General features: G+C 56.6%; 21 protein-coding genes and 1 tRNA gene. 8 read left to right on the top strand and 14 right to left on the bottom strand.

All coding sequences use genetic code 11. From position 1 onward, the window contains the following. The first annotated feature begins 120 nt into the window (after window positions 1–120). From IF205_RS09195 to IF205_RS09185, 3 genes are all read left to right on the top strand, one after another. A complete protein-coding gene (locus IF205_RS09195) occupies window positions 121–2,685 on the top strand; it encodes an FAD-dependent oxidoreductase (RefSeq protein ID WP_259782995.1) in 2,565 nt (854 codons plus the stop codon). Window positions 2,686–2,792: 107 nt separating this feature from the next. Further along, a complete protein-coding gene (locus IF205_RS09190) occupies window positions 2,793–4,160 on the top strand; it encodes an IS1182 family transposase (RefSeq protein ID WP_259780683.1) in 1,368 nt (455 codons plus the stop codon). A gap of 207 nt (window positions 4,161–4,367) precedes the next feature. Beyond that, window positions 4,368–4,856, top strand: a complete 489-nt coding sequence (locus IF205_RS09185) for a PAS domain-containing protein (protein WP_259782994.1) — start codon at window positions 4,368–4,370, stop codon at window positions 4,854–4,856. Here the strand turns inward: IF205_RS09185 and IF205_RS09180 are convergent. After that, window positions 4,853–5,746: a flagellin N-terminal helical domain-containing protein gene (locus tag IF205_RS09180; protein WP_259782993.1), complete on the bottom strand. Its 894-nt coding sequence runs from the start codon at window positions 5,744–5,746 to the stop codon at window positions 4,853–4,855. The two genes, IF205_RS09185 and IF205_RS09180, sit on opposite strands and share 4 nt — an antisense overlap. Before the next feature lie 169 nt (window positions 5,747–5,915). Continuing rightward, entirely contained in the window at window positions 5,916–7,022 is a 1,107-nt protein-coding gene (locus IF205_RS09175; RefSeq protein WP_259782992.1) for a trimethyllysine dioxygenase, read from the bottom strand. A 133-nt stretch (window positions 7,023–7,155) separates the two neighbouring features. Between IF205_RS09175 and IF205_RS09170 the strand changes: the two genes are divergently transcribed. The 4 genes from IF205_RS09170 to IF205_RS09155 all read left to right on the top strand — a co-directional run bounded on the left by IF205_RS09170 (window position 7,156) and on the right by IF205_RS09155 (window position 10,258). Then, window positions 7,156–7,809 (top strand): TetR/AcrR family transcriptional regulator, encoded by a 654-nt coding sequence (locus tag IF205_RS09170; RefSeq protein WP_259782991.1) that lies wholly within the window; start codon window positions 7,156–7,158, stop codon window positions 7,807–7,809. 147 nt (window positions 7,810–7,956) lie between these two features. After that, entirely contained in the window at window positions 7,957–8,784 is an 828-nt protein-coding gene (locus IF205_RS09165) for a transporter substrate-binding domain-containing protein (protein WP_259782990.1), read from the top strand. Between the two features lie 22 nt (window positions 8,785–8,806). After that, window positions 8,807–9,769: an amino acid ABC transporter permease gene (locus tag IF205_RS09160; RefSeq protein ID WP_259782989.1), complete on the top strand. Its 963-nt coding sequence runs from the start codon at window positions 8,807–8,809 to the stop codon at window positions 9,767–9,769. 243 nt (window positions 9,770–10,012) lie between these two features. Continuing rightward, window positions 10,013–10,258 carry a hypothetical protein gene (locus IF205_RS09155; RefSeq protein ID WP_259782988.1) on the top strand — a complete coding sequence of 82 codons (246 nt, stop codon included), beginning with the start codon at window positions 10,013–10,015 and terminating at the stop codon, window positions 10,256–10,258. A 100-nt stretch (window positions 10,259–10,358) separates the two neighbouring features. On the opposite strand, the gene IF205_RS09150 is transcribed toward IF205_RS09155, so the two are convergent. The 5 genes from IF205_RS09150 to IF205_RS09130 all read right to left on the bottom strand — a co-directional run bounded on the left by IF205_RS09150 (window position 10,359) and on the right by IF205_RS09130 (window position 12,296). Continuing rightward, window positions 10,359–10,445, bottom strand: a tRNA-Leu gene (locus IF205_RS09150). A 65-nt stretch (window positions 10,446–10,510) separates the two neighbouring features. After that, window positions 10,511–10,816 carry a hypothetical protein gene (locus tag IF205_RS09145; protein WP_259782987.1) on the bottom strand — a complete coding sequence of 102 codons (306 nt, stop codon included), beginning with the start codon at window positions 10,814–10,816 and terminating at the stop codon, window positions 10,511–10,513. Window positions 10,817–11,009: 193 nt separating this feature from the next. After that, entirely contained in the window at window positions 11,010–11,795 is a 786-nt protein-coding gene (locus IF205_RS09140; RefSeq protein WP_259782986.1) for a competence/damage-inducible protein A, read from the bottom strand. Between the two features lie 71 nt (window positions 11,796–11,866). Continuing rightward, window positions 11,867–12,013: a hypothetical protein gene (locus tag IF205_RS09135; protein WP_259782985.1), complete on the bottom strand. Its 147-nt coding sequence runs from the start codon at window positions 12,011–12,013 to the stop codon at window positions 11,867–11,869. After that, window positions 12,006–12,296, bottom strand: coding sequence for a hypothetical protein (locus IF205_RS09130; RefSeq protein ID WP_259782984.1), 291 nt, complete (start codon window positions 12,294–12,296; stop codon window positions 12,006–12,008). The genes IF205_RS09135 and IF205_RS09130 overlap by 8 nt, the downstream gene beginning before the upstream one ends. 186 nt (window positions 12,297–12,482) lie before the next feature. On the opposite strand from IF205_RS09130, the gene IF205_RS09125 reads away from it, so the two are divergent. Continuing rightward, on the top strand, window positions 12,483–15,596 hold the full coding sequence (locus IF205_RS09125) for an ABC transporter transmembrane domain-containing protein (protein ID WP_259782983.1): 3,114 nt from the start codon (window positions 12,483–12,485) through the stop codon (window positions 15,594–15,596). A gap of 91 nt (window positions 15,597–15,687) precedes the next feature. Here IF205_RS09125 and IF205_RS09120 read toward each other — a convergent pair whose 3' ends face one another. The 7 genes from IF205_RS09120 to IF205_RS09090 form a co-directional block, all read right to left on the bottom strand. Then, complete coding sequence (locus IF205_RS09120) at window positions 15,688–16,608, bottom strand: methylenetetrahydrofolate reductase (RefSeq protein WP_259782982.1); 921 nt, start codon at window positions 16,606–16,608, stop codon at window positions 15,688–15,690. A 34-nt stretch (window positions 16,609–16,642) separates the two neighbouring features. Continuing rightward, a complete protein-coding gene (locus IF205_RS09115; protein WP_259782981.1) occupies window positions 16,643–18,682 on the bottom strand; it encodes an ASKHA domain-containing protein in 2,040 nt (679 codons plus the stop codon). Window positions 18,683–18,749: 67 nt separating this feature from the next. Then, entirely contained in the window at window positions 18,750–19,655 is a 906-nt protein-coding gene (locus tag IF205_RS09110) for a methyltetrahydrofolate cobalamin methyltransferase (protein ID WP_259782980.1), read from the bottom strand. 180 nt (window positions 19,656–19,835) lie between these two features. Next, window positions 19,836–20,732 (bottom strand): homocysteine S-methyltransferase family protein, encoded by an 897-nt coding sequence (locus tag IF205_RS09105; RefSeq protein ID WP_259782979.1) that lies wholly within the window; start codon window positions 20,730–20,732, stop codon window positions 19,836–19,838. 94 nt (window positions 20,733–20,826) lie between these two features. Continuing rightward, on the bottom strand, window positions 20,827–21,834 hold the full coding sequence (locus IF205_RS09100) for an ArsR/SmtB family transcription factor (protein WP_259782978.1): 1,008 nt from the start codon (window positions 21,832–21,834) through the stop codon (window positions 20,827–20,829). A 206-nt stretch (window positions 21,835–22,040) separates the two neighbouring features. Further along, window positions 22,041–22,343 carry a virulence factor gene (locus tag IF205_RS09095; protein WP_259782977.1) on the bottom strand — a complete coding sequence of 101 codons (303 nt, stop codon included), beginning with the start codon at window positions 22,341–22,343 and terminating at the stop codon, window positions 22,041–22,043. A 46-nt stretch (window positions 22,344–22,389) separates the two neighbouring features. Beyond that, complete coding sequence (locus IF205_RS09090; RefSeq protein WP_259782976.1) at window positions 22,390–23,055, bottom strand: DUF1638 domain-containing protein; 666 nt, start codon at window positions 23,053–23,055, stop codon at window positions 22,390–22,392. Window position 23,056: the final 1 nt, after the last annotated feature.

The following is a 23,056-nucleotide window of genomic DNA, read 5'->3' as shown; positions in this document are numbered from 1 at the left end:
TGCTACTCAAATGACGCAGCATATCGATGCGGCATAATTTTTTATGCGCCGGACAGGGACGCCAACGTCACTTCTTGCGGCAAACTTTGGACACACTCTTCTAAGACGGAGACGGTATTTATGGCGCAATTCCACAAGAGCGCGAAAGTCGTGATCATCGGTCAGGGCGGCATCGTCGGGGCATCTGTTGCCCATCACCTGATCGAACGGGGCTGGGACAACATCATCGGGATCGACAAGTCAGCCATCCCGACCGATATCGGCTCCACCGGCCATGCGTCGGACTTCTGCTTCATGACAGCCCATGACCAGATGACGGTCTACACCACCAAATACTCCATCGACTTCTTCGAGAAGCGCGGCCGCTATGAGCGGATCGGTGGCATCGAGGTAGCCCGCAAGGACGACGACGAGCGCATGGGCGAGTTGGAACGCCGTGTCAGCTCCGGTCGTGCACTTGGCAGCAACGTCCGCATGATCTCTCCGGAAGAGGCAAAAGAAATGATGCCCCTGATCGACGAAACCGTCATTCAGGGTGCGCTTTATGACCCCGATGCCGGTCTCGTGGTTCCGCGTTCGCAGACCGTATCCGGTGAAATGATCCTTGAAGCCGAGGCAACCGGCAAGCTGGAAACGATCCCGAACTGCTCCTGCACCGGTCTCGACATCGAAGACGGCCGCATCAAGGGCGTTCACACCGAAAAAGGTTACATCGAAACCGAATATGTTGTGGTCTGCGCCGGCCTGTGGGGCCGCCTGATTGCTGAAATGGCGGGCGAAGACCTGCCGGTCATGCCGGTTGACCATCCGCTGACCTTCTTCGGCCCGTATCACGAGTTTGACGGCACCGGCAAGGAAATCGGCTATCCGTTGCTGCGCGACCAGGGCAACTCCGCCTATCTGCGCGACACCGGCGCTGCTGGCACCACCGAAGGCGGCCAGATCGAATGGGGTTATTACGAAGAGAAAGACCCCCGCCTGGTTCACCCGCGTGACATCCTGGAAAAAGAAGAGGCTCGCCTCTCCCCCTCCCAGCGTGACCTGGAAATGGAACAGATCATCGAGCCGCTTGAGCGCGCGATGGAACTGACCCCGATTCTGGCGGAACTGGGTTACAACGAGAAGCATTCCTTCAACGGTCTGCTGCAGGTGACTGCCGATGGCGGCCCGTCGATCGGTGAATCCCCGGATGTGCGCGGCCTGTGGTACGGTGTTTCCGTCTGGGTCAAGGACGGCCCGGGCACCGGTAAGGTCATCGCAGACTGGATGACCGACGGCGAAACCGAAATCGACCACGCGACGATTGATTACGCGCGCTATTATAAAATCCAGAAATCCGAAAAATACATCTATGACCGCTGCTACGAGACGGCGTTCAAGATCTACAACCCGCCGGTTCACGCCCGCGAACCCTATTCCATGGGCCGTAACCTGCGTTGCGCTCCTTATTACCTGCGTGAGAAGGAACTGGGCGGCCACTTCATGGAAATCGCCGGTTGGGAACGTGCCCACGGCTATGCGTCCAACGAACATCTGCTGGAAAAATTCGGCGACCGCGTGCCGGAACGCCTGAACGAATGGGACAACCGTCACTTCTGGCGCGTTTCCAATGCCGAGCATCTGGAGCTTTCCGAGAATGTCGGCATGGTCAACCTGTCTCACTTTGCAATCTATGACATCACCGGTCGCGACGCGGCTGAACTGATGGAATATGTCTCCTCCTCCAAGGTGGCGGGCGACACGGCAGTGGGCAAAGGTGTCTACACCAACTTCCTTAACGACAAAGGCGGCGTGATCGCGGACCTGACCGTCCTGCGTCTGGGTGAAAACCGCTTCCAGATGATCGACGGCGGCGACGCCGGTAACCGTGACGCCACCTATCTGCGCCGCATGGCCCAGGACAAAGGCTGGGATGTCTTCGTTGAAGACCGCACGGACCACTATGGCTGTATCGGTGTCTGGGGCCCGAATGCCCGCGAGACCCTCAAGAAACTGGCCGACACCCCGTCTGGCCTGGATATCGAAAACTTCGGCTTCGGTGCCTGCAAGGACTTCACCCTGCGTGGCATTCCGGTCAAAGGTTTCCGCATCTCCTATGTGGGCGAGCAGGGCTGGGAGCTTCACTTCTCCATGAGCTACGGTCTGGCCCTGTGGGATATGTTCCGCGAAGTGGGTATCACCCCGATCGGGATCGAGACCTACGCCAACAGCCGTCGTCTGGAAAAGAGCCTGCGCCTGCAGAATGCGGATCTGCTGTCCCATTATAACCTGCTGGAAGCCGGTCTGGCCCGTCCGAAGGTCAAAGCCGCCGACTTCCGCGGTAAGGCCGCTAACATCGAACAGCGCGCCCTGGACCACCAGGTGGCCATGCTCTGCACGATGACCGTGACCGACAATGTCGACAAGGACGGCGTGGCGCGCTTCATGATGGGCAACTGCCCGATCATCGACCCGAAGACCAACGAAGTTCTGATCGACAGCCTTGGCCGTCGTTCCTACACGACCAGCTTTGCCTACGGGCCGTCGGTCGGAAAGAACATCGCGCTGGGCTACCTGCCGCAGGACTATTGCGAAGAGGGCCGTCAGCTTGAGATCGAATACTTCAACCAGAAGTTCCCGATCCAGGTTGAGTCCGTGGGCATGAAGGCGCTCTATGATCCGACCAACGAGCGGATGAAGTCGTAATACGCAGCCTCACGACAAGACAAAAAAAACGCCGGGAATATTTCCCGGCGTTTCAGACTGCTGACAAAGGTCTCGCGCAAGCGGGGCCTTTGTGATTCTATTGTCTTATGTTGAAGAAGCCCCAGCCTGAACAGGGCCGACTTGAGATGGTGACATTGGAGGGTCTGGTGCCTGCGGATCACCTGCTTCGCAAGATCGATGCGGTGATCGACTTTTCGTTTATCCACGACCGGGTGGCCGGTCTGTATTGCGCGGATAATGGCCGCCCGGCGCTGGACCCGGTGATGCTGTTCAAGGCGCTGTTCATCGGCTACCTGTTCGGCATCCGCTCGGAGCGGCAGTTGGTGCGGGAGATCGAGGTGAATGTGGCCTATCGCTGGTTTCTGCGCTTGGGCCTCACCGACAAGGTGTTCGATGCCTCGACGCTGTCGCAGAACCGCCGCCGCCGCTACCAGGATGTGTCTGTGGCGCAGGATATTTTCGATCACATTGTCGAACAGGCAATTGCCAAGGGTCTTGTGGACGGCACGGTGCTTTATACCGACAGCACCCATCTGAAGGCCAATGCCAACAAGAACAAATGGGACAGCCAAGTGGTCGCCAAGTCCCGGGCCGACTATTGGGACGCGCTGGACCTGGCGGTTGAGGAGGATCGGGCGGCCCATGCCAAAAAGCCGCTGAAGGCGAAGGAACGCGCGCCCGGGCAAAAGGAGACCAAGGTCAGCCGCACCGACCCGGAAGCCGGTTACATGGTGCGTGAAGGCAAGCCCAAGGGGTTCTTTTATCTGGATCATCGCACGGTGGACGGGCGTTATGGCATCATCACCGATACTCACGCCACCCCGGCCACTGTGCATGACAGTATCCCCTATCTGGACCGGCTCGACCGGCAGCGGGACCGCTTCGGCCTGGATGTCCAGGCGGTCGGGCTGGATGCAGGCTATGCCACGGCGGGCATCGCCAAGGGGCTGGAAGACAGGGATATCCTCGGTGTAACCGGCTATCGCCGCCCGAACCACCGGGCAGGCATGCTGCGCAAGCGGGACTATCAGTACGACCGGCAGTTAGACGGCTACCGCTGTCCGCAGGGCCAGTTCCTGAATTATGCCACCACCGACCGCAACGGCTATCGCCATTACAAAAGCGACCCGAAGGTCTGCGCCACCTGCCCGCTGCTTGCCTCCTGCACCGGCAGCGCCAAACACACCAAAACCGTCACCCGCCATGTCTGGCAGGACGCCCGGGAGCGCACGGACGCCCACCGTCTCACCGACTGGGGCAAAAGGCTCTATAAAAGACGCAAGGAAACTGTAGAACGCTCCTTTGCCGACGCAAAGCAGCTCTTCGGACACCGATACGCCCGCTTCCGCGGCCTCATCGCCGTCAAAACGCAATGCCTGCTCGCCGCCGCCGCCCAAAACATCAAGAAAATCGCCCTCGCAATGGCTCCAAAAACCGAAACCAGCCCGATCTGATCGAAAGGGGACTTCTCACTCTCCCTCAATAACAACCGGCAAACATCCAAAACTAAACCCCGCCGAATATCGACGGGGTTTGTCAACGGTCTGAAACGCCGGGAATATTTCCCGGCGTTTTTTCTTTGTTGCGCTTCACAACAACGATAGAGAGAATAAGAGCGAGCCATTCACGCGAGCTCGCCATCAACGATATAGACGGATACCATGACAGCGACCGTCACAGATCTGGAATATTTCACCTCCGCCCTGCCGGATGACTATGCGGCGTTCGATATCGTCAATGTTGCCCCGCGCCTGTGGCCGCATGTCTTCGTCATGCATGTCCGGGACGACCAGCGGTTTCAAATCGCGCTGACCGGATCCCATATCGACCGGAATGTCCGTCGCAATTGCGCCGGATTGTTCCTCGACCAGATTGTGCATGGGCCCAAGTCCGACGACGTCCTACAATTTTTCGAAAAAGTTGCTGCTGAAAAACGCCCGATGAAGGTCCGCCACATCCTTGCTTTGCCAGACCGGCCGCACCTCACCGTCACGGCCACGGCCAAACCATATTATAAGGGTCAGGGCAAAGCCGCTCATCTGATCGGCGCCATGCTGTTTTCCGCCAGCCGTGCGACAGACATTCATCACATAAGCTTTGAAATTCAGGAACTGCATCACGCGTTCAGCGAAAGCAGATCAGCCAGTTAGCCGTTCCCCAGAAGTTGCAGGATGGCCCGTTGCTGATCTCCGGCAATGGACAGGGAATTGATCCCGATCTGGTGCCGCGTTTGCGCCGCCGCCGTCCGGGCAGCCTCTTCATTCAGGTCGGCCAGCGTCAATTTGTCGGCTCCTGTCTGAAGTTCATTGGCCTGTTGGTCGGTGTAGTTCAGACGCTCCCGCAGGATTGCCACATTAGAGCCCAGACTTGCCGCCTGCCCCCGCAGGCGACTGATGCCGCTGTCGATCGCACCGATCACATTGCCGATCTGGCCCACATTGCCGCCTGCGGCGGTAAAACTACCGCCAGCAAGGCCAAATGCTGAAAGTTTGAAGTCGCCATTCGCCTGAAAGGCTGCAACCGAAAACAGGCCCGATTGCGCATTCACCGCCGTACCGTCCAGATTCAGGCCATCCACCGTCAGTCGGGAGTCGGGCCGCTGGTCGAATTGAACGTCCAGTTGATTATTGCCCGTCAGAAGGTTCACCCCCTGATAGCTGGCATCCTGGGCCACGTTGCTGATCTGACGGCCCACTTCCTCGAACTGTCTGCTCAAAGCGCGCTGTTCAGCCGGAGATGCCGACTTGGCAGCCTCTGCAATCCCCTTAAGTTGTTCGGCAAATTTATCAATACTGTCGAGAGCGGTATTCGCCACGTTGAGGGCGGAAACGCCCTGGTCCACCGCCGCCTTCCGCTGGGTCAGGTCACCGGCCCGATCCGACAATGCCTTCGCCACGAAATAGGAATTGGGGTCGTCGGTGACCTTGTTGACTTTGCGCCCCGTGGTCAGCGCGGTCTGCGCCTTTCCCGCGGCTTTGGTGATTTTCTGGATGGATTGTAACGATGAGTTCACCGCCGAAGTCTTCGACACGTCGGCCATATTGCTCTCCATTCTGGAAGCCGGACCAACCCTTCTGGGTCCGGCAATATCTCTCCTGTCGGGCACTATAGCAGTTTTTTATTTACTTCGCTAACGAATCAGAAGGCCAGCAAAAAGGCCGGGCGAACCGAAGCCGCCCGGCCTTTTCTGTTTCGTCGCGTCTGTTTCGTTATGCCTTGCGCAGAACGCGCAGGCGGCTCTCAAAATCCTCGCGGTTGACATAGCCGCCCGCCAGATGCCGGAACCCCGTATAGGCCGTGCGCGCATGCAGCACACGCCAGTTGTCGAACAATACGGCTTTGCCGGGAACAAGCTGGAACCGCACCTGCATGGCAGGGTCATAGGCCAGATCGTGGAAACGGCGAAGGGCATTGTAGAACTGCATCATCCGGGCCTCGTCCAGCAGGAACGGCGCGCGGTCGAAGTTGTTGAAACAAATCTGCTCCAGTTCCCCGTCGTCATCCAGATTGATGATCCGGTGACGCGCAATCAGATGAACGCCTTCTTCCAGATAGTGCCCGGGCACGGCTACTTCCGTCAGGATACGGAAGGCTTCCGGGTCTTCTTCCCGAATGGTTTCGGCGATTTTGAAGCCGTCAGCAAAGACGCTTATGCCGCCCTCACCGTCAAAGGCCAGACAGTGCAGCAACTGCAGACCCGGCGAATCGAAGGAATAGGTACCGTCGGTATGCGGCCCGATATCTGCCGTTGTATAGGCGGTGTCGCTATGCGCCATATTGGCCGAAAAGTCCCACAAGCCACCGAAAATCGTCTCTCGGATATAGGCGATGCGCGTGATGAAATCACGTGTCGCATCCACATTGGTCGGCAATCCGTTGATCACGGCAAAACCGTATTTTTCAACACCTTCCAGCATGGACAGCAGGCCTTTGTCGCCTGCCTGGATATCGGCAAAATCATATTCCGGCAGATCTTCCTGAATATCACCGCCCCGCCACAGCTTGCGTTTAACCCGGCCTTCCGGGCCAAAAGCCATCTCACGCAGGAAAGCCGCCTCATAGCCACTGACAAATCCATCATGTGCCCAGGTAACCGCGATTTTCGAGCCATCCCCGGACAGCGTGGCCGTTTCCGCCCGGATATCCTCCGGAATAGAGAAGGTATCCACCTCCCGTTGTAGCGTGTCCTGGTTCAGGCTTTCCGGTTCACGGCAATGGTCCCGCAACCAGAAGTAGGGGAACTGAGCCATGCGCCCGTCAAGCCACTCAACTGTTAGGGACTTGTCTTGTGTTTTCACCAACTTAACGCCCTGCATCGCAACCGGCTCCTTCCACGGGGTTTATCTCTTTGCTATGACAAGTTACTGGAATACCAGATCGGGCTACTCGCCCTTGTTATACATCTGTACAATAAATGACAAAGTTCGTAAGTCAAGAATAGAGGTCGTTATGGATAGGGATGCCGCGGACCAACCGAAATTTCAGCGCCTGGAAGCCGACGAACGGCGTGAGGCCCTCATACTCGCAACCATCCGTTGCCTGGCCCGCATCGGTGCACGGGCCACGTCGGTTCGCGAGATTTGTGCGGAGGCGGGTGTATCACCCGGGCTTTTGCGACACTACTTCGACGGCAAGGATGATCTGGTCGTCCAGACCTATGATTACCTGACCACCAAGGTGAATCAGCGTTGCGCCGAAATTCTGGATGACGAGAGCTTCCCGCCTGAGGAGCGCCTGTCCCACCTTTTCGTGCACATCCTGAAGGACGAATGGGTCACCGATGAAATGCTGGGGGTCTGGGTTGCCTTCTGGAGCCTCCAACGCAGCGACCCGAAACTGGCCGATGCCCATCGGCGTTACAATCAGGACTTCCGCCAGCATCTTGAAAACACGCTGATTGCGCTGACCGAGCAGCAAAATGTAAATACGGATGCCCATCTCATGGCAATCAGCCTGTCCGCCCTTCTGGACGGTCTATGGCTGGAACTTTGCCTGGACCCCGACGGGTTCTCCTCCGACCAGGCGATCGTGCTGTGCCAAAGCTGGCTGGACGGTTTTCTCGGACAAAATGTCCATCGACGCCTCGCAATCGTGCCGGAATGACGCTAAAAAGCAAAAACCGGACGCTAATACCGCACTTCGCAGAATCAAATGTTGCATCAATTCGGTCAACTATTATACGGTTGTACAAATAATAAGAAAACTGCACGCCAGATCACCGAACTTGTATTGGGAAATTGGGAGAAAGAGATGCGCAAAGGGCTTAAGTTTTTAGTGGGGGCAATGATTGCCTTGGCACCGGTTACATCGGCCATGGCAGGCGCGACACTGGACCGCGTCCTGGAAAACAAGACGCTGGTTTTGTCGTCGGACGCAGCCTATCCGCCGCAGTCCTTCCTGAATGACGACAACGAAATGGATGGCTTCGACATCGACGTTGGCCGCGAAATCGCCAAACGCCTTGGGGTCGAACTGAAAATCATCACGCCCGCCTGGGAAGTCATCACCGCAGGGAACTGGAAAGGCCGTTGGGACATTTCCGTAGGCTCCATGGCGCCGACCAAGGCCCGTCGCGAGGTTCTCAACTTCCCGGCAGTCTACTACTACACACCGGCATCCTTCGCCGTGCATAAAGATTCCGCCGTGAAAACCCTTGCTGACCTGAATGGCAAAACCATCGGTGTTTGCGCCGGTTGCACGACGGACTTCTATATGGACAAGAATCTGGTTCTCGACGCCAAGGGCGTGCCGCCGTTCGAATATCAGGTGACGGCAGGCGACAAGCGCACCTATGAAACCGATACCAACGCCTACGACGACCTGCGCCTGGGAGATGGCAAGCGCCTGGACGCCGTACTGACGCCAACGCCGACGGTTCAGGAAGCCATCAAGTCCGGCTACCCGTTCCGCCTCGTCGGCGACCCGGTTTTCTATGAACCGCTGGCGATCGCCACGGACAAAGGCGACGCGGAATTTGATGCCAAGCTTGCTGAACTCGTCGATGCAATGCGCAAAGACGGCACGCTGAGCAAGCTGTCCGAAAAATGGTACGGTCTCGACTACACCGTTGCGAAATAAACCGGCATAGTCGCTTATCGCAATGAGTGCTTTTGCCAACATTCGGGATGATCAGTCACGCAACAAGTGGCTGATCGTCCTCCTCATCTCCACTGCGCTTTTCGCCGTGGTCGACTTTCGGCAAACGGCGCTGGAAACAGTGGTCGCCGACTTTATCGGATCCGATCTTGCTGCCGGTATTCCCGGTATGCTCGCAGCCGGGCTCCTCCTCGGCGCTATATTCACCCTTAACGTTTTCGCGATTAGCAAACTACCCCGCCAACTTCAGATCTATGTTACCTGGGCGGAACTGTTTGCATTATTCATGGCTTTCTTCTGGTCCTTTGACCTGAGCTACGCCTTCATCATGAAGAAACTCCCCTTCCTTCTGGAAGGTGCATGGACCACGATCTACATTTCAGCAATCGCTACGCTGATTGCCTGTGCCATCGCTTTAGTCGGCGCGCTGGCGCGTATGTCCAACAACGGCTTCGCCTTCGGCTGCGCCACTTTCTATATTTCATTTTTTCGTGGCCTGCCGCTGCTCATGCAACTTTACCTAGTTTATATCGGCCTGCCACAGCTTGGTTTTGTCATTGATCCGATTCCCGCCGGCATTCTTGCGCTGTCCGCCTGCTATGGAGCCTATATGGCGGAAATTTTCCGCGCAGGCATTCAGGCCATTCCCGCCGGGCAAAGCGAGGCTGCCTGGTCTCTGGGTCTGTCCAAACGCATGACCTTCCGGAAGATCATTCTGCCCCAGGCGATGAAACATATCATTCCACCGACCGGCAACCAGTTCATCGCCATGCTGAAGGACAGCTCCCTAATTTCCGTTGTAGGCGTCTGGGACCTGACCTACCGGGCAAAGACCGCAGGCCGCGCCGAGTTCAAACATCTGGAGATGCTGATCACCGCAGCACTTGTTTATTGGATGCTTTCCATCTGCCTGGAACTGGTACAAACCAAGATCGAGGCCCATTACGGGAAAGGCGAGCGCCGATAATCATCCATGACAATGGAATTCTGAAAGGCCGGGCAATTCCTCCCCGGCCTTATTTTTTTGCGAGTGATCTCACATAAATTTGATTACCATAATACGCTACTCTGGAAGAATTGATTCTCCTTTTAGGAGAAATTACTATATTTTAATTAAAATTGTATGTAATTATGGTTTACGACCATGCGCTGCGTCTGCGCTTTGGCAGTCTTACCCTGACCAACATGGTGAAGAGAAAGGGGAAGAGAAGTGGCAAAAGAATACAATTACGGGTTAGGTCACAAATTGCGAACGGCTTCAGACGACACTGTTGCCAGCATGACCGACCGTTCCGTAGACCGCGATATCGCAGGCTTCCGAAGGCTTCTGAAACCTTATCTGGAGCAGTTGGAAAACCGTGGACGGTTGGGAGATACGGATGAAACGCTGGATATTGTCAGCGCCATTCTGGAATTTCACATCACCAAAGTCGCCGACGGCAAGGTGACCGACTGATCCAATCGGTGTATCCCGCACCGATTACCCACCGCGACATAAAAAAAGCGCCCCTGTTTCATGGCGCCCTTCCAACTCACTTACTGTCTGCACAAAATGCTGGTGCGGGCGGCCGGACTTGAACCGGCACGATCAAAAGATCGACAGATTTTAAGTCTGTTGCGTCTACCAATTCCGCCACGCCCGCGTGACAGCGCGCACAAAATAGATAGGAAGACGGATGGCTGCAAGCTCGTTTTCGTAGAAGATCGATTATGGCTTGGGTAAGTCCATTTCATCGGCCGGGAAGACGGAAGAATCGGTATTGCCCATCAGCCGGTCAAACGGTCCTTCGCCGTTGCCCTGCCCCAAAAGCGCCACAACAACCGCTGCCAGGAACAGCACGATCACTACGTTCCAGACAATAGTACTCGTTTTGAAACGGCCGTTTTTGCGACTGCGCCGCCGCAACTCTCCTTCACGAAATGGCTTTCCGTCTCCTTTTTTCAGCAGAATCAACGGTGCCGTCCCGCCAAGGGTATCGCCACGTTCTAATCGTATGCGCCGGGGACGCGCCATAATGGGAACTCCCTGTCTTTATCTGTTTGATGAAGTCATCAAGGAATGCCGACAGTCTGAGGAGCGGCCAAGGCAGAATTGCGGCAATTTCAAGGCCACACGCATTCCTGCCCGTGCTTTAACCACGGCAGTCGAAGAATGCGCTTTTTAAGCAGCGAATCTTATTATGGAAAGCTCAAATCGCCACTCGGCGTCAATTCCCGTCGGAAGGCGTCAGAAGTTCGCTTTTACCACCCAATTCCCCGATCAGGGCAATCACGCGATCGGTTGCCTCGTCAAGCAATTGCAAATCTGTCGCCCTGAGAACCAGAGACAACCGGAACTCGTTTTTTGCATAGGCCGGATAACTTCCGATATCGACGGTCGGAAAGCTTTCCTGGGCTTTCCCTAGGCCTGCTGCGATCTCACCTTCCGGCAGGGAACATAGAACCGTGCGGCTCATGACCCTGGCGCCACCCGCAAGCGTCGGCAACACCCCTTCCAGCATGGCTTGCATGATCTTGGGCACGCCCGCCATCACGTGGACATTTTCCACCTTGAACCCGGGTGCGGCGGAAACTGGGTTATCGATCAGCGTCGCCCCTTCCGGGGTATTGGCCATGCGGGCGCGCGCGTCGTTGATCTCCACCCCCAATTGCTTGTAATGGGCTAATAGACGCCGATAGGCCTCGGGATGCCGGATCAGGGGCCGGTCAAAGGCCCGGGCCACGGATGCTGCGGTAATGTCGTCATGTGTGGGGCCGATCCCACCGGTTGTGAAAACATAGTCATGCTTCGCACGAAGGGTATTCACGGCATCAATGATCTCCGCTTCGATATCGGGAACGATCCGGACTTCACGAATGGAGACCCCGATACCTCCCAGTTTCTGTGCGATATGAGCCAGATTTCCGTCCTGCGTACGCCCCGACAGGATTTCGTTGCCGATAATAATCAAGGCCGCCGAGACAACTGAATCCGAACTCTGAGACTGTGCCATTATTTCACCCGTTTACCGCTGTTGCGACACTAGTCTAGTGCGCTGAAACGGTGGTGAAAAGTACTCTCAGTCTATTGGCGTAAAATGCCCTGATTGTCCGGCATGATATGAACCGCCGGTGCGTCATGATTCGGCAATTCCGGTATATCCACCCCCAGCAGCACCAAAGCAGAGGCCACCAAAACCAACATCAATACGGCTACAACGTGTTTACTCATTCGCATCACTTTCAATCCGGCGGCGCTGTATAGCGTTGTTGCCGGGCTGAATCCGGGCGGAGATAAGGCAATCATAAGGCAATTTACAGGCTTTGACATCAAACGCCTTCGCCGGCACGGTCAGCCCATTGCCTGGATCGACCAGTGGTTTTAAGCAATTGGCAGCGCGATAATTTTCCATCACAATGAGGGCATGCTTGGGGAAAATCAGAAATTGCGGCCTAACCAAACTGCGGCCGACTATCCAGTGCAGGGAACGAGAGGGCATAACTTTTGCCCACATCGTCATTTTTCCCTTAAAAAACAGATAGGAACGTCTATATGGAAGTGTCCATCAAATCGCACGGCTTGATCGGCTTCGCCATAGTGGCCTCCGCTGATTGGCATTAACAAAAATTAGACGGCCATATCCAGTCGCGGGCCCGACAGGCCTGAAGTCCGGGTTACAGTATAGGTAGGGAACGATATCGTGGATCGCAGCCTCTTCAGATATATCTGGCGCTACAGCGCCCGGCAGCAAATAACCACGCTGCTGTTGATCCTCATCTCATTTCCCTTTCTGTATTATTCGCTCGACCTGCCCAAAACCATCATCAACGAGGCCATTGGTGGTGACCGAAGCACGGTTGATTTCCTGCGCATCAACTGGGTTATCCTGGGTCAGGAAATATCCTTCGACGGCTTCAAGCTGGACCAACTCCAATATCTGCTCGTCCTGACCAGTGCCTTTCTGGCACTGGTGTTTATCAATGGCGCCTTCAAGATGCGGATCAACACCTACAAGGGTGTCATGTCGGAACGGCTGCTGCGTCGATTGCGCTATACATTGCTGGAAAGAAGCCTGCGCTTTCCTCTGCCACAGTTCCAGAAGCTGTCGGGCGGGGAAATCGTCACGATGGTGTCCGCCGAGGTCGAGCCTCTGGGCGGCTTCTTCGGGGATGCCTTCGCCCTGATCGCCTTCCAGGGCGGTACCTTCCTGACCATCATGTTCTTCATGTTCGTCCAGGACCCCTTTCTGGGCGCCGCCGCATTCGCGGCCATTCCGATCCAGGGCTATATAATTCCCAAGCTGCAGCGGAAGATCAATCTTCTGGGCAAGGAACGGGTGAAGCATGTGCGATCCCTCTCCAATCGTATGGGAGAGGTCATTTCCGGCATTGAGGAAGTGCACGCGCAGGATCACGCCAAATACACCCTAGCGGACTTCTCCCATCGCCTCGGCGATATCTTCTGGGTCCGCTTCGAGATCTACCAACGCAAGTTCTTCATGAAGTTCCTCAACAACTTCATCGGACAGCTCACCCCTTACTTCTTCTATCTCATCGGCGGGTATCTTGTCCTGACCGGCGGAGACCTGACCCTGGGCGCGCTCGTCGCCGCACTTGCCGCCTATAAGGACCTGTCCGCACCCTGGCGGGAGTTGTTGAACTATTATCAGCGCCTGGCCGACGCCCGGATCAAATACGAACAGATTCATGACCAGTTCATTCCGGATGGCATGATGTCGCGCGAACAACTGCTCGATATTCCCCAGCCGGTGCCCCACCTGGACGGAGAAGTAAAGGCAACATCGCTCAGCTACGCCGATCACGACGGTATGCTGATCCTCGATAATGTCGCCTTTACCCTGAAACCCGGAACGACCACGCTGCTTACCGGCGCGTCGGGTACAGGGCGTGATCTGCTGGCCAAGATCACCTGTCGGCTACAAAGCCCCACACGCGGCAAGTTAACCGCAAATGGCCATGACATGGCGGAACTGCCCGAATCCGTGACCGGGCAAAGGATCGGTTACCAGCCCTCCACCCCGCTTTTCTTCAATACCAGCATCGCCAGAAACCTCTACATGGGGGTTTATCAAAGTATCCCCCAGGAGACCGACCTCGATTCCTCACGGGAAGAGGAGATCGAAGAGGCAGAGGTTGCAGGCAACAGCGTCCATAACGACCGACTGGACTGGACGAATTATGACCTTGCAGGGGTAAGAGATTACGAAAGCCTGAGAAACCGTACGGTTGAGATACTCAAAGCCGTAGAGCTGGATGACGACCTCTTTGCCCTGGGGCTGCGCCAGACAGCCGATCCGGACCGAAATCTGAAACTGTCGGAAGGTGCGTTGTCTGCCCGTCGGCGCATGCGCCGCTATCTTGAGGATCACGGCCTGTCGGACCTGGTCCGCAGCTATGATTTCGACGCCTACAACGATTATACGACGCTGGCGGAAAATATCCTGTTCGGCCGTGCTCTCGCCGACCGCTTCCAAACGGAGAACCTCGCCTCCAACCCGATCATCATGGGGTTGGTGGAAAAACATGGCATGATGGCTGAATTCCTCGCAATCGGGCGGCGCTGTGCGGAAACGATGGTCGAAATATTCCAGGACATTCCCCCCGGCCATCCCTTCTTCGAGCAATTCAGCTTTGTTGACGAAGACACGTTGCCGGACCTGAAACTGCTCGTTTCCAAGGTCAAGAAATCCGGGTTGGACAGCCTCAGCCCGTCCGAATGCGAGCCCTTGCTGGGATTGCCGTTCAAAATTATCCCGCAACGGCATCGCCTCGGACTGATCGACAATCGCATGCAAACGCGCATTGTCACCCTGCGCAAGGACCTGCATGAAAACTATGCGGAACTGATGGGCACGGAAGTTCAACCCTTTGACCCGGAACATTACAACGAAGGCCTCAGCATCCAGGAAAACATCCTGTTCGGCAGCATCGCCTATGGCCGCGCAGAAGCCAAAGAGCGGATCATGGAAGCGCTGGAAGTCATTACAAATGACGAGGACCTGCGCGACACTGTGATCAGGACAGCCCTGAAATTCGAAGTCGGCATCAATGGTGCACGGCTGACCTCCGCCCAGCGCCAGAAACTGGGCCTGGCACGCAATCTTTTGAAACGTCCCGATCTTCTGATTGTCAATGACGGCCTCAACAGTCTCGATAGCGAGGGCCGGAAACGGATCATGGGTCGTTTGCGCAGGATTACCGATGGCGCGACAATCCTGTGGATCACCGACAGCGTGCCGGAAGGCCTGCCCTACGAGCAGCATCTGGAGCTTAGAAACGGGCGGGTCAGCGTCGAAGGCGACACCCGCGAACATGTGGAGGAGATCGAACAGGAAGGCCGCGCAGGCATGGGCAGCGAGGCCCAGATTCTACAGGGTCTGCCCCTCTTCTCGGAACTTAACCCCAACCGGCTCAAGCTGCTGGCCTTTACCGCCGAACGCAAAACCTACAAGGCGGGCGAAGACCTCTTCCGTCAGGGCGACGACGGCGATGCGGCCTATGTCATCCTGAAAGGCAAGGCCGACGTTATCCTGGAATCGGACGAGCATGGTGAGAATGTCCTCTTCCAACTGGGCAAAAACCAGATTGTCGGTGAGTTGGCGCTGCTCTGCGATACGCCGCGCACGGCGACCATCCGCGCCGAAACAGACCTGACGGCCCTGAAACTGAACAAGGAGGTCTTCACGGAATTGGCCCGTCACGACGCCAACTTCTCTTTCCATATGACGCGCGACCTGAGCCAGCGGCTGATCAACACCACGAGCGAGTTGAACGCCGCCAAGGACAAGGAATAATCAATCCCGCCGGCAATTTTCCGGAGCATAGGACACAAAAGAAAAACGCCGGTCAATTGACCGGCGCTTCGCAATTCCAAGGTCGTTCAGGTTATTTGATTTCCACGTTAACCTTGAACCCGCCTTTTTTGTCCATTTCAAACTCGCCATCCAGAACGGCATACATCCAGGCAGCGGACTTGCGCAGACCGCCCAGCGGATAGAGGTGACACTGTTTGATGCCGATGCTGGGGTCTTTTGCCTTTGCCAGGGCCAGGTCACGGACCAGTTTGTCCGGTTGGCGCACCGTCATCAGCTTGGCAATATTAGCCGCCTGACGGGTCAGAACACGCATGGAAGCGCCGATGCCGCAGGCCTGGGCATGCTTCATAAGGGTCTTGATCGTTGCCAGCCCCGGAATACCGATGTGGATCGGCAGTTCGTTGCCGTCTTCCTCACGGATACGGCGGTCCCATTCCAGGATCGGCGCTGCCTCGAAGCAGAACTGCGTTGCGATATAGAGGTCCATATCCGTGTTCTTCGCAAATGCGTTCTTCTCACGGATTGCCTTGGAAACTTCCGCCGGCGGAATATCCGGGCTGCCTTCCGGATGACCCGCGACGCCCAGTTTCTTAATACCGTATTTTTCGAACAGACCCAGTTCCAGAACCTGCATGGCGCAATGGAATTCGCCAACCGGATTGTCGACACCACCGCCGATCAGCAGGGCCTCTTCAACACCAACTTCACCCTGCAAAGCCTTCAGGTTGTCTTCCAGGAAAACCTTCGACGGGATCGAGCGCGCCGCAAAATGCGGAACCGGGTTCATCCCCTCTTCCCGCAGACGCTTTACCGTCTTCACCGTATCGGCAAAATCGGAACCGGGCAGGAAGGTGACATAAACCGTCGTATCCGGCCGCAGGATTTCACGAAAATCCTCAATCTTGGACGCTCCCCCGGGAGTAACCTCCACGGTGCAACCCTTCATGAACTCGATGACGAGATCCTTCTCGGAAACATGCCCGGACATCATCGCGAACTCCTCAAACTTGGGGTTTTACTTTTTCTTAGCCACGGCGTCTGCGTCGGCGACGCCCGCCTCCCGCTGTACCGTCGCTATCATCACCATCCTGAGCAGTTTTGCGCGCCGGTAATGCGACAACTTTTTGCAAATTTGGGTATGGCGCGGTCTTATGCGGGAAGGCCATCGCGCCCACGAAATGGTCCTGGAACTTGGCCTCGACCGCGGTTTCAATTTTCTCGATATCCGCCACCAGACGTTCTACCTCGCCACGGGCCTTCCGGTTCAGCAACGCAATACGCGCGCCCGTGCCGGCCGCATTGCCGACAGAAACAACCTTGTCCAGGTCACAGTCAGGAACCAACCCCAGAACCATGGCGTATTTCGGGTCAATGTGACTACCGAAGGCACCTGCGAGAACGACACGTTCCACCGGCTTGCCAAGCTTGTCGACCAGCAGTTGCGCCCCGGCATAGAGCGCGCCTTTGGCAAGCTGAATGGCCCGAACATCTGCCTGGGTGACCCGGATTTCCGGTTCCCCACGGCGAACAATATAGCTGAAGGTACGGCCTTCGGGCACGATGCGGTCACTCTTCTCGGCCATGCTGCCGTCGATAATACCGTCCGCGCTCATGATCCCGGCCAGGAACATCTCCGCCATCACTTCAATAATGCCGGAACCGCAGATGCCGGTCACGCCGACCTTGGCGGATGCCAGTTCAAATCCGTCGTCATCGGACCACAGGTCACAACCAATAACCTTGAAGCGCGGCTCCAAGGTTTCCGGGTCAATGCGGACACGTTCAATCGCGCCATTGGCCGCACGTTGACCACTGGAAATCTGCGCCCCTTCAAGGGCCGGACCGGTCGGGCTGGAACAGGCCAGAAGGCGATCCTTGTTCCCCAATACGATTTCCGCATTGGTTCCCACGTCCACAACCAGTGTGATTTCTTCGCGATATTGCGGCCCTTCGGCCAGGGTGACCGCCGCCGCATCCGCACCGACATGCCCCGCAACGCAGGGCAGGAAATAGGCGCGTGCGCCAGGGTTCACACGGACATTGATTTCATCCGCCCACAATTCAACCGCGCTATTGGTCGCCAGTGCAAACGGCGCCCAGCCCAATTCCACCGGGTTAATGCCCAAGGCCAAATGATGCATGATCGGGTTTCCGACCAGCACAAGTTCCAGAATTTCAGTGAGGTCTACACCGGCTTCCGTCGCGGCCTGACCTGCCAGGAAGTTCAGCGTCTCCTGAACTGCGGCGGTCATTTCCTGTTCCCCGCCGGGGTTCATCATGACATAGGACACGCGGCTCATCAGGTCTTCGCCGAAACGGATCTGCGGGTTCATCGCACCAACGGAGGAGACGACCTCACCCGTTTGCAAATCCGTCAGATGCACAGACATGGTCGTGGACCCGATGTCCACCGCCAACCCGTAGGCATTGCCCTGAAAACCGGGCCAGACATAAATCAGTTCGCCGTCATAGCGGACGGCAGCGGTAATCTTCCATTCCCCGTCACGCAACGCCTTCTGCAGGGTCTGCAGGACCGGCAGGTCCGCGCGGGTGACATCGATATCCCACTGGGACTTAAGCGCTGTCTTGACGCGTTCCAGGTCACCGGACGGGTGGTGCATATCCGGTTCTTCCACCTCCACATAGTGAAGACGAACAACGGGGTCGATCTCGATATTACGCACTTCAGCGCGTTTACGGACGACCTGCTTGTGCACCTGACTGTCAGCCGGAACGTCGATCACGAGATCGCCTTCGATCACCGCCGAACAGCTCAGCCGGCGACCATCCTTCATCCCGCGTTTTTCTTTGTAGCGCAGTTCTTTTGCGCCAAATTCGGAAATATGGTCGGCGTGGCTCTTGACGTTGAACTTCGGGAAATCCCCGAGGCTCGGCTGTACCTGGCAACGACCGCAAATGCCACGCCCGCCACACACGGAATCGATATCGACGCCTAGGTGACGGGCGGCATCAAGCACCTTGGTCCCGATAGGAAAGCTGCCGCGCTTGCCCGACGGCGTGAAGACGATCAAAGCCTCTTCTTTACCATTGGACGACTCTGGCACGGCACCTTACTCCTATCTAAACCCATATATGCTTTATTTTATTATATCGTATTCTGGTCAGGTCGGCTTACGCACGACGACGGCGACGCTCACCGCGACCGCCACGTGCACCGCCTTCACCTTCCGCAGCAGGCTCACGGAATTTCTTGATCCAATGGGCGCAATCTTTATCCACGCCGTTGATCACATCCGCACCCCAGATGGCGTGCATGTCCTGCTCGTGCAGCGGGTTCATGATCGCGCTGGTCATACCGAAACCGGAAGCCATGGACAGGAAAGCGCCGTTGATGCCGTGACGGTTCGGCAGGCCGAAGCTGATGTTGGATGCACCGCAGGTGGTGTTCACCTTCAGCTCTTCACGCAGGCGGCGGATCAGGTTCAGCGCACCGCGACCGGCGGTACCCAGGGCACCGATCGGCATCACCAGCGGGTCAATGACGATATCTTCGCGCGGAATACCGTAGTCGGCAGCATGTTCGACGATTTTCTTGGCGACTTCGAAACGGACATCCGGGTCTTCGGAAATGCCGGTTTCGTCATTGGAAATACCAACAACGGCACAACCGTATTTCTTGACCATCGGCAGCACGACTTCGAGGCGTTCTTCTTCACCGGTAACGGAGTTCAGCAGCGCCTTGCCTTTGTAAACCGACAGGCCTTTTTCCAGCGCTTCGACGATGGAGCTGTCGATGCACAACGGAACATCGACCAGGGACTGTACCAGCTCAATGGTGTCAGCCAGGATCTGCGGCTCGTCGGCCAACGGAATACCTGCGTTCACGTCCAGGACATGGGCGCCCGCAGCGACCTGATTCAAAGCATCCTGCTTAACGGTTTCGAAGTTGCCTTCTTTCATTTCTGCGGCAAGCTTCTTGCGACCGGTCGGGTTGATCCGCTCGCCAATCACGCAGAACGGGTTCTCAAAACCGATGACGACTTCTTTGGTTGCTGAGCTGATGACGGTTCTGGTCATGGATCACGCCTTTATTTGGAACGTTGGCTTTGTACCAGTTGAAGGCGGCCGCAAATTCTTGCAGTCGCCTTCAACCTTTTTCGATTGATTAGCCTCTATTTATGCCCGGAGGCCGTTCCGAGAATGCGTAGGCGCGCCCAAATCCGTCCTGATCGCGTCATCGCGCGACCATCGATGGCGCTATTTCGCAGCTTCCAGCAGTTGTTCCGCCTCTTCCAGCGTGTCGTCCTCACCATTTTCCGGGAAATGAGCCCAACTGGAGGCCGGTTCAAATTCATCGAGCGGCTGGGAACTACGGACCCAATCCTGAACCGGACGAAGCCCGTCTTCGGCCAGACCGCGGAGGACCGTATCCAGCCGCGCCGTCGCGCCGGGGGTATCCCCGCCACCGACCAGATTCACCGAGCCTTCCTCGACCCAACGCTGCAGGGCATCCTTGCGATCCGCATCACCGGGGCGATAACGAAGGATTCCATCCGCCTGCTTGCGGACATGCTCAGAGAAATCAGTGCCTTTTGCCCCCTGCTGCAGGAAGATCGGCGCGTCGGAATTCAGGGCCGCACGGGCACGGCGCGCACCGGTCAACACAGGTTGAACCCGGCCAATACCCGGCAGACAGTCGAGGATAAGCGCATCAGCCCCACCGGACAGCAGGCCTTGGGCCTGGGTCTCAACGGCCGCTTCAACCTCTGCCGGTGTCGCGTTCCAGCCGTCATCCCGGATAACGCCCAGAACAAAGCGGCGGCGTCCCTGACCCGGTATCGAATCAACGGCATTCACAGCGTTTTCCGCCGCCTTGTAGTTCAGGATGAAAGCCTCATCCTGCAGGCCGTGCTGTTTCAGGGACAGCGGATTTGCCTCCAGAGAATTGGTGCGGATGACATCGGCACCTGCCAGAAGATAGGCTTGGTGAACCTCCTTCACGAGAGAGGCACGCGTCACGTTCAGCACCGGAAACATTCCAGCCGCCCCAAAGAAATCACGCTTCACATCAGTCTTGGCATTTGCCAGCAGACGGGTCACGGACCCATCGGCCAACAGAATACGTTGGGAAAGTGCTTCTTTTACAGTACGCATGATCAGGCGGCCTCCTTCTCGTTTTGGCGCGATACCCGACTTTTGATCATTCCTCTCAGTCGGATAGTTACTTCTGCGTTTAATAACAGTCGGTCTAGGTGTTCCCCGCAATTACTGACGCAGGATGGTTATTTTCAGCCTGTTCCGGGCGAACCGCCTTCCAAAGGCAGACAGTCAGCGCCCCGCCCTCCAGCTTTTCCACGGGCTCGCCCTCAAGCCCTGCTTCCAGGAACCAGTCCTGCATAAGCTTGTCGTCAATGCCCGGCCAACGATGGGCATGGCGTGCCCGCAATTCCTCAACATTATGCGGGGCGAAATCCACGACCACGAGGCGGCCATTGGGTGCCAACACACGGGCGGCTTCCCGCAACACCGCCACCGGGTCTTCGGCATAATGCAGCACCATATGCAGGCTGGCGGCGTCGAAACTCGCGGCATCGAAAGGCAGCTGGTACATGTCCGCCTGGCGAACCTGACAATGGGTCAGCTTCTCCCGGTCGATCAACGTACGGGCAAGCGACAGCATCTGGGGCGACAAATCGACACCGATCGCCGAACCGGCAATCCGACCCAACAGGGCCAGAACAGTACCCGTCCCCGTACCGATATCCAGCAACCGGTTAATCGTCCGGTCACCGAATGCCTTGAGAACTGCGGCGTCAACCTCTGCCTCGTCCACATGCAGGGCGCGCAAACGATCCCAGTCTTCCGCATTGCTGGCAAAGAATTCCGCCGCCTGGCGTTCACGCTCCCGGCGCACATTATCCAGGCGCTCCAGATCGCGGGACACAACCGGATCATCATCCGGGATCAGGTCGATCAACTCTTCCGCCAGACTGGCGACACGGTCACTGTAGCGCGCTTTACCGGTTACCAGGGCAGACCGAGACACAAGCCGATACCAGGCCCAGGTCCCTTCCTGATAACGCTGGAGAACCCCTGCCTCTACCATCAGGCGCAAATGACGGGAAACACGCGGCTGGCTTTGACCCAAGATCTGTACGATCTCACTGACCGTCAGTTCCGAATGGGCGCATAAAGCCAGAATCCGAATCCGTGTCGGTTCCGCAATTGCCCTCATCGCTTGAAGCAGTTCTTCCATACCCGTTATTCCTTGCTCTCTACGTAAGACATAAAAATATCTTTATATCCACATGTCAATGACAATATGCCGAAAAATCACCGGCCAACGCCGCTTTCAAAAGGCAGAAAGCACGAAGGCAATGACTTTACTAATAAAAATACCGCCCGGCGATGCCGGGCGGTGTTTGGTCTTCATGCCTGGAAGTGGGCGTAGGCCGACATTTCCTATGCAGCAACCCCACCATTTTCGACCAAAGCGGTCAGGCGGGCGTCGTCATATTCAGCCTCCAAAGCGTCGGCTTTCTTGCGGGCCTCGGCTTCCAGATCATCGGAAACCTCAACCGGATCGGCCTTGCGCCATTCCGCAAGATAGTCGTCCGTCGCGCGCGCACCACCCCGCATGGCCGCACGGTCGATCGCCTTCTCAAATCGTTCTTCCAGTTGGATCTTGATCTGATCGCGACGCCCTTTTTTTGCAATCACCTGTGCCGGGATATCGCGCCAGTAAACGACAATCAGTTGAGCCATTCCATCCACCTATTCTTTAATTTATCAGTTTGGTTATCTTTCCGGCCTATGTTTCGTCAGCCGCTTTCGCCATGAAATCCGCCAACTCGCCATAACCGGTTTTGACTTTCTCATAAGCCAGCCCCAGCTTTTCCGCGGCGGCCTCCGCCTGCCGGTCCAGTTCCGGGTCATCGACCTGCGCCAGATAGACCAGACGCTTGTAATTGCCGAACATGAGATCACGCATTTCAGGATATTTATTAAGCCCCATGCCTTCCATGATCAGCGTATCAAAGGCCCTGACCAGATAGTCGGTCAGATAGAAAGAGCCCAGTTCCTGTTCTGCAATTTCGTTAAAGCGCTCCGATCCGGCAAAGAAGGAATAACAATGTGGGCCACCGATACGCTCCACACCTTCCTCCGCGATCACCTGATCAAGGAGACCGCCTGTGCCGCAATCGGCATAGCCGATAAGGATTTTTGAGAATTCCGCCTTTTCCCTGGCCTGACGGATTTTTTCGCGAAGCCGTTCGGGTATCTGGTCCGGTCGGTTGTGCAGCTTTGCCGGAAGGCAGGTAACGCCGACATGCTCCCAGCCATTCACGCGGATGATATCCAGGATTTCCCGCGCCAGTGCCCCACAAGCAATGATCAGGACACGGGCCTTATCAGAAATAAACTCCGGGGACTGATCAGCCCCCGGAGTTTCAATTTTCTGGTCCTGCGTAGTCATC

This window comes from Aestuariispira ectoiniformans, assembly GCF_025136295.1.
Classification (GTDB): domain Bacteria; phylum Pseudomonadota; class Alphaproteobacteria; order UBA8366; family Aestuariispiraceae; genus Aestuariispira_A; species Aestuariispira_A ectoiniformans.
This window is presented reverse-complemented; position numbering and strand designations above follow the sequence as displayed.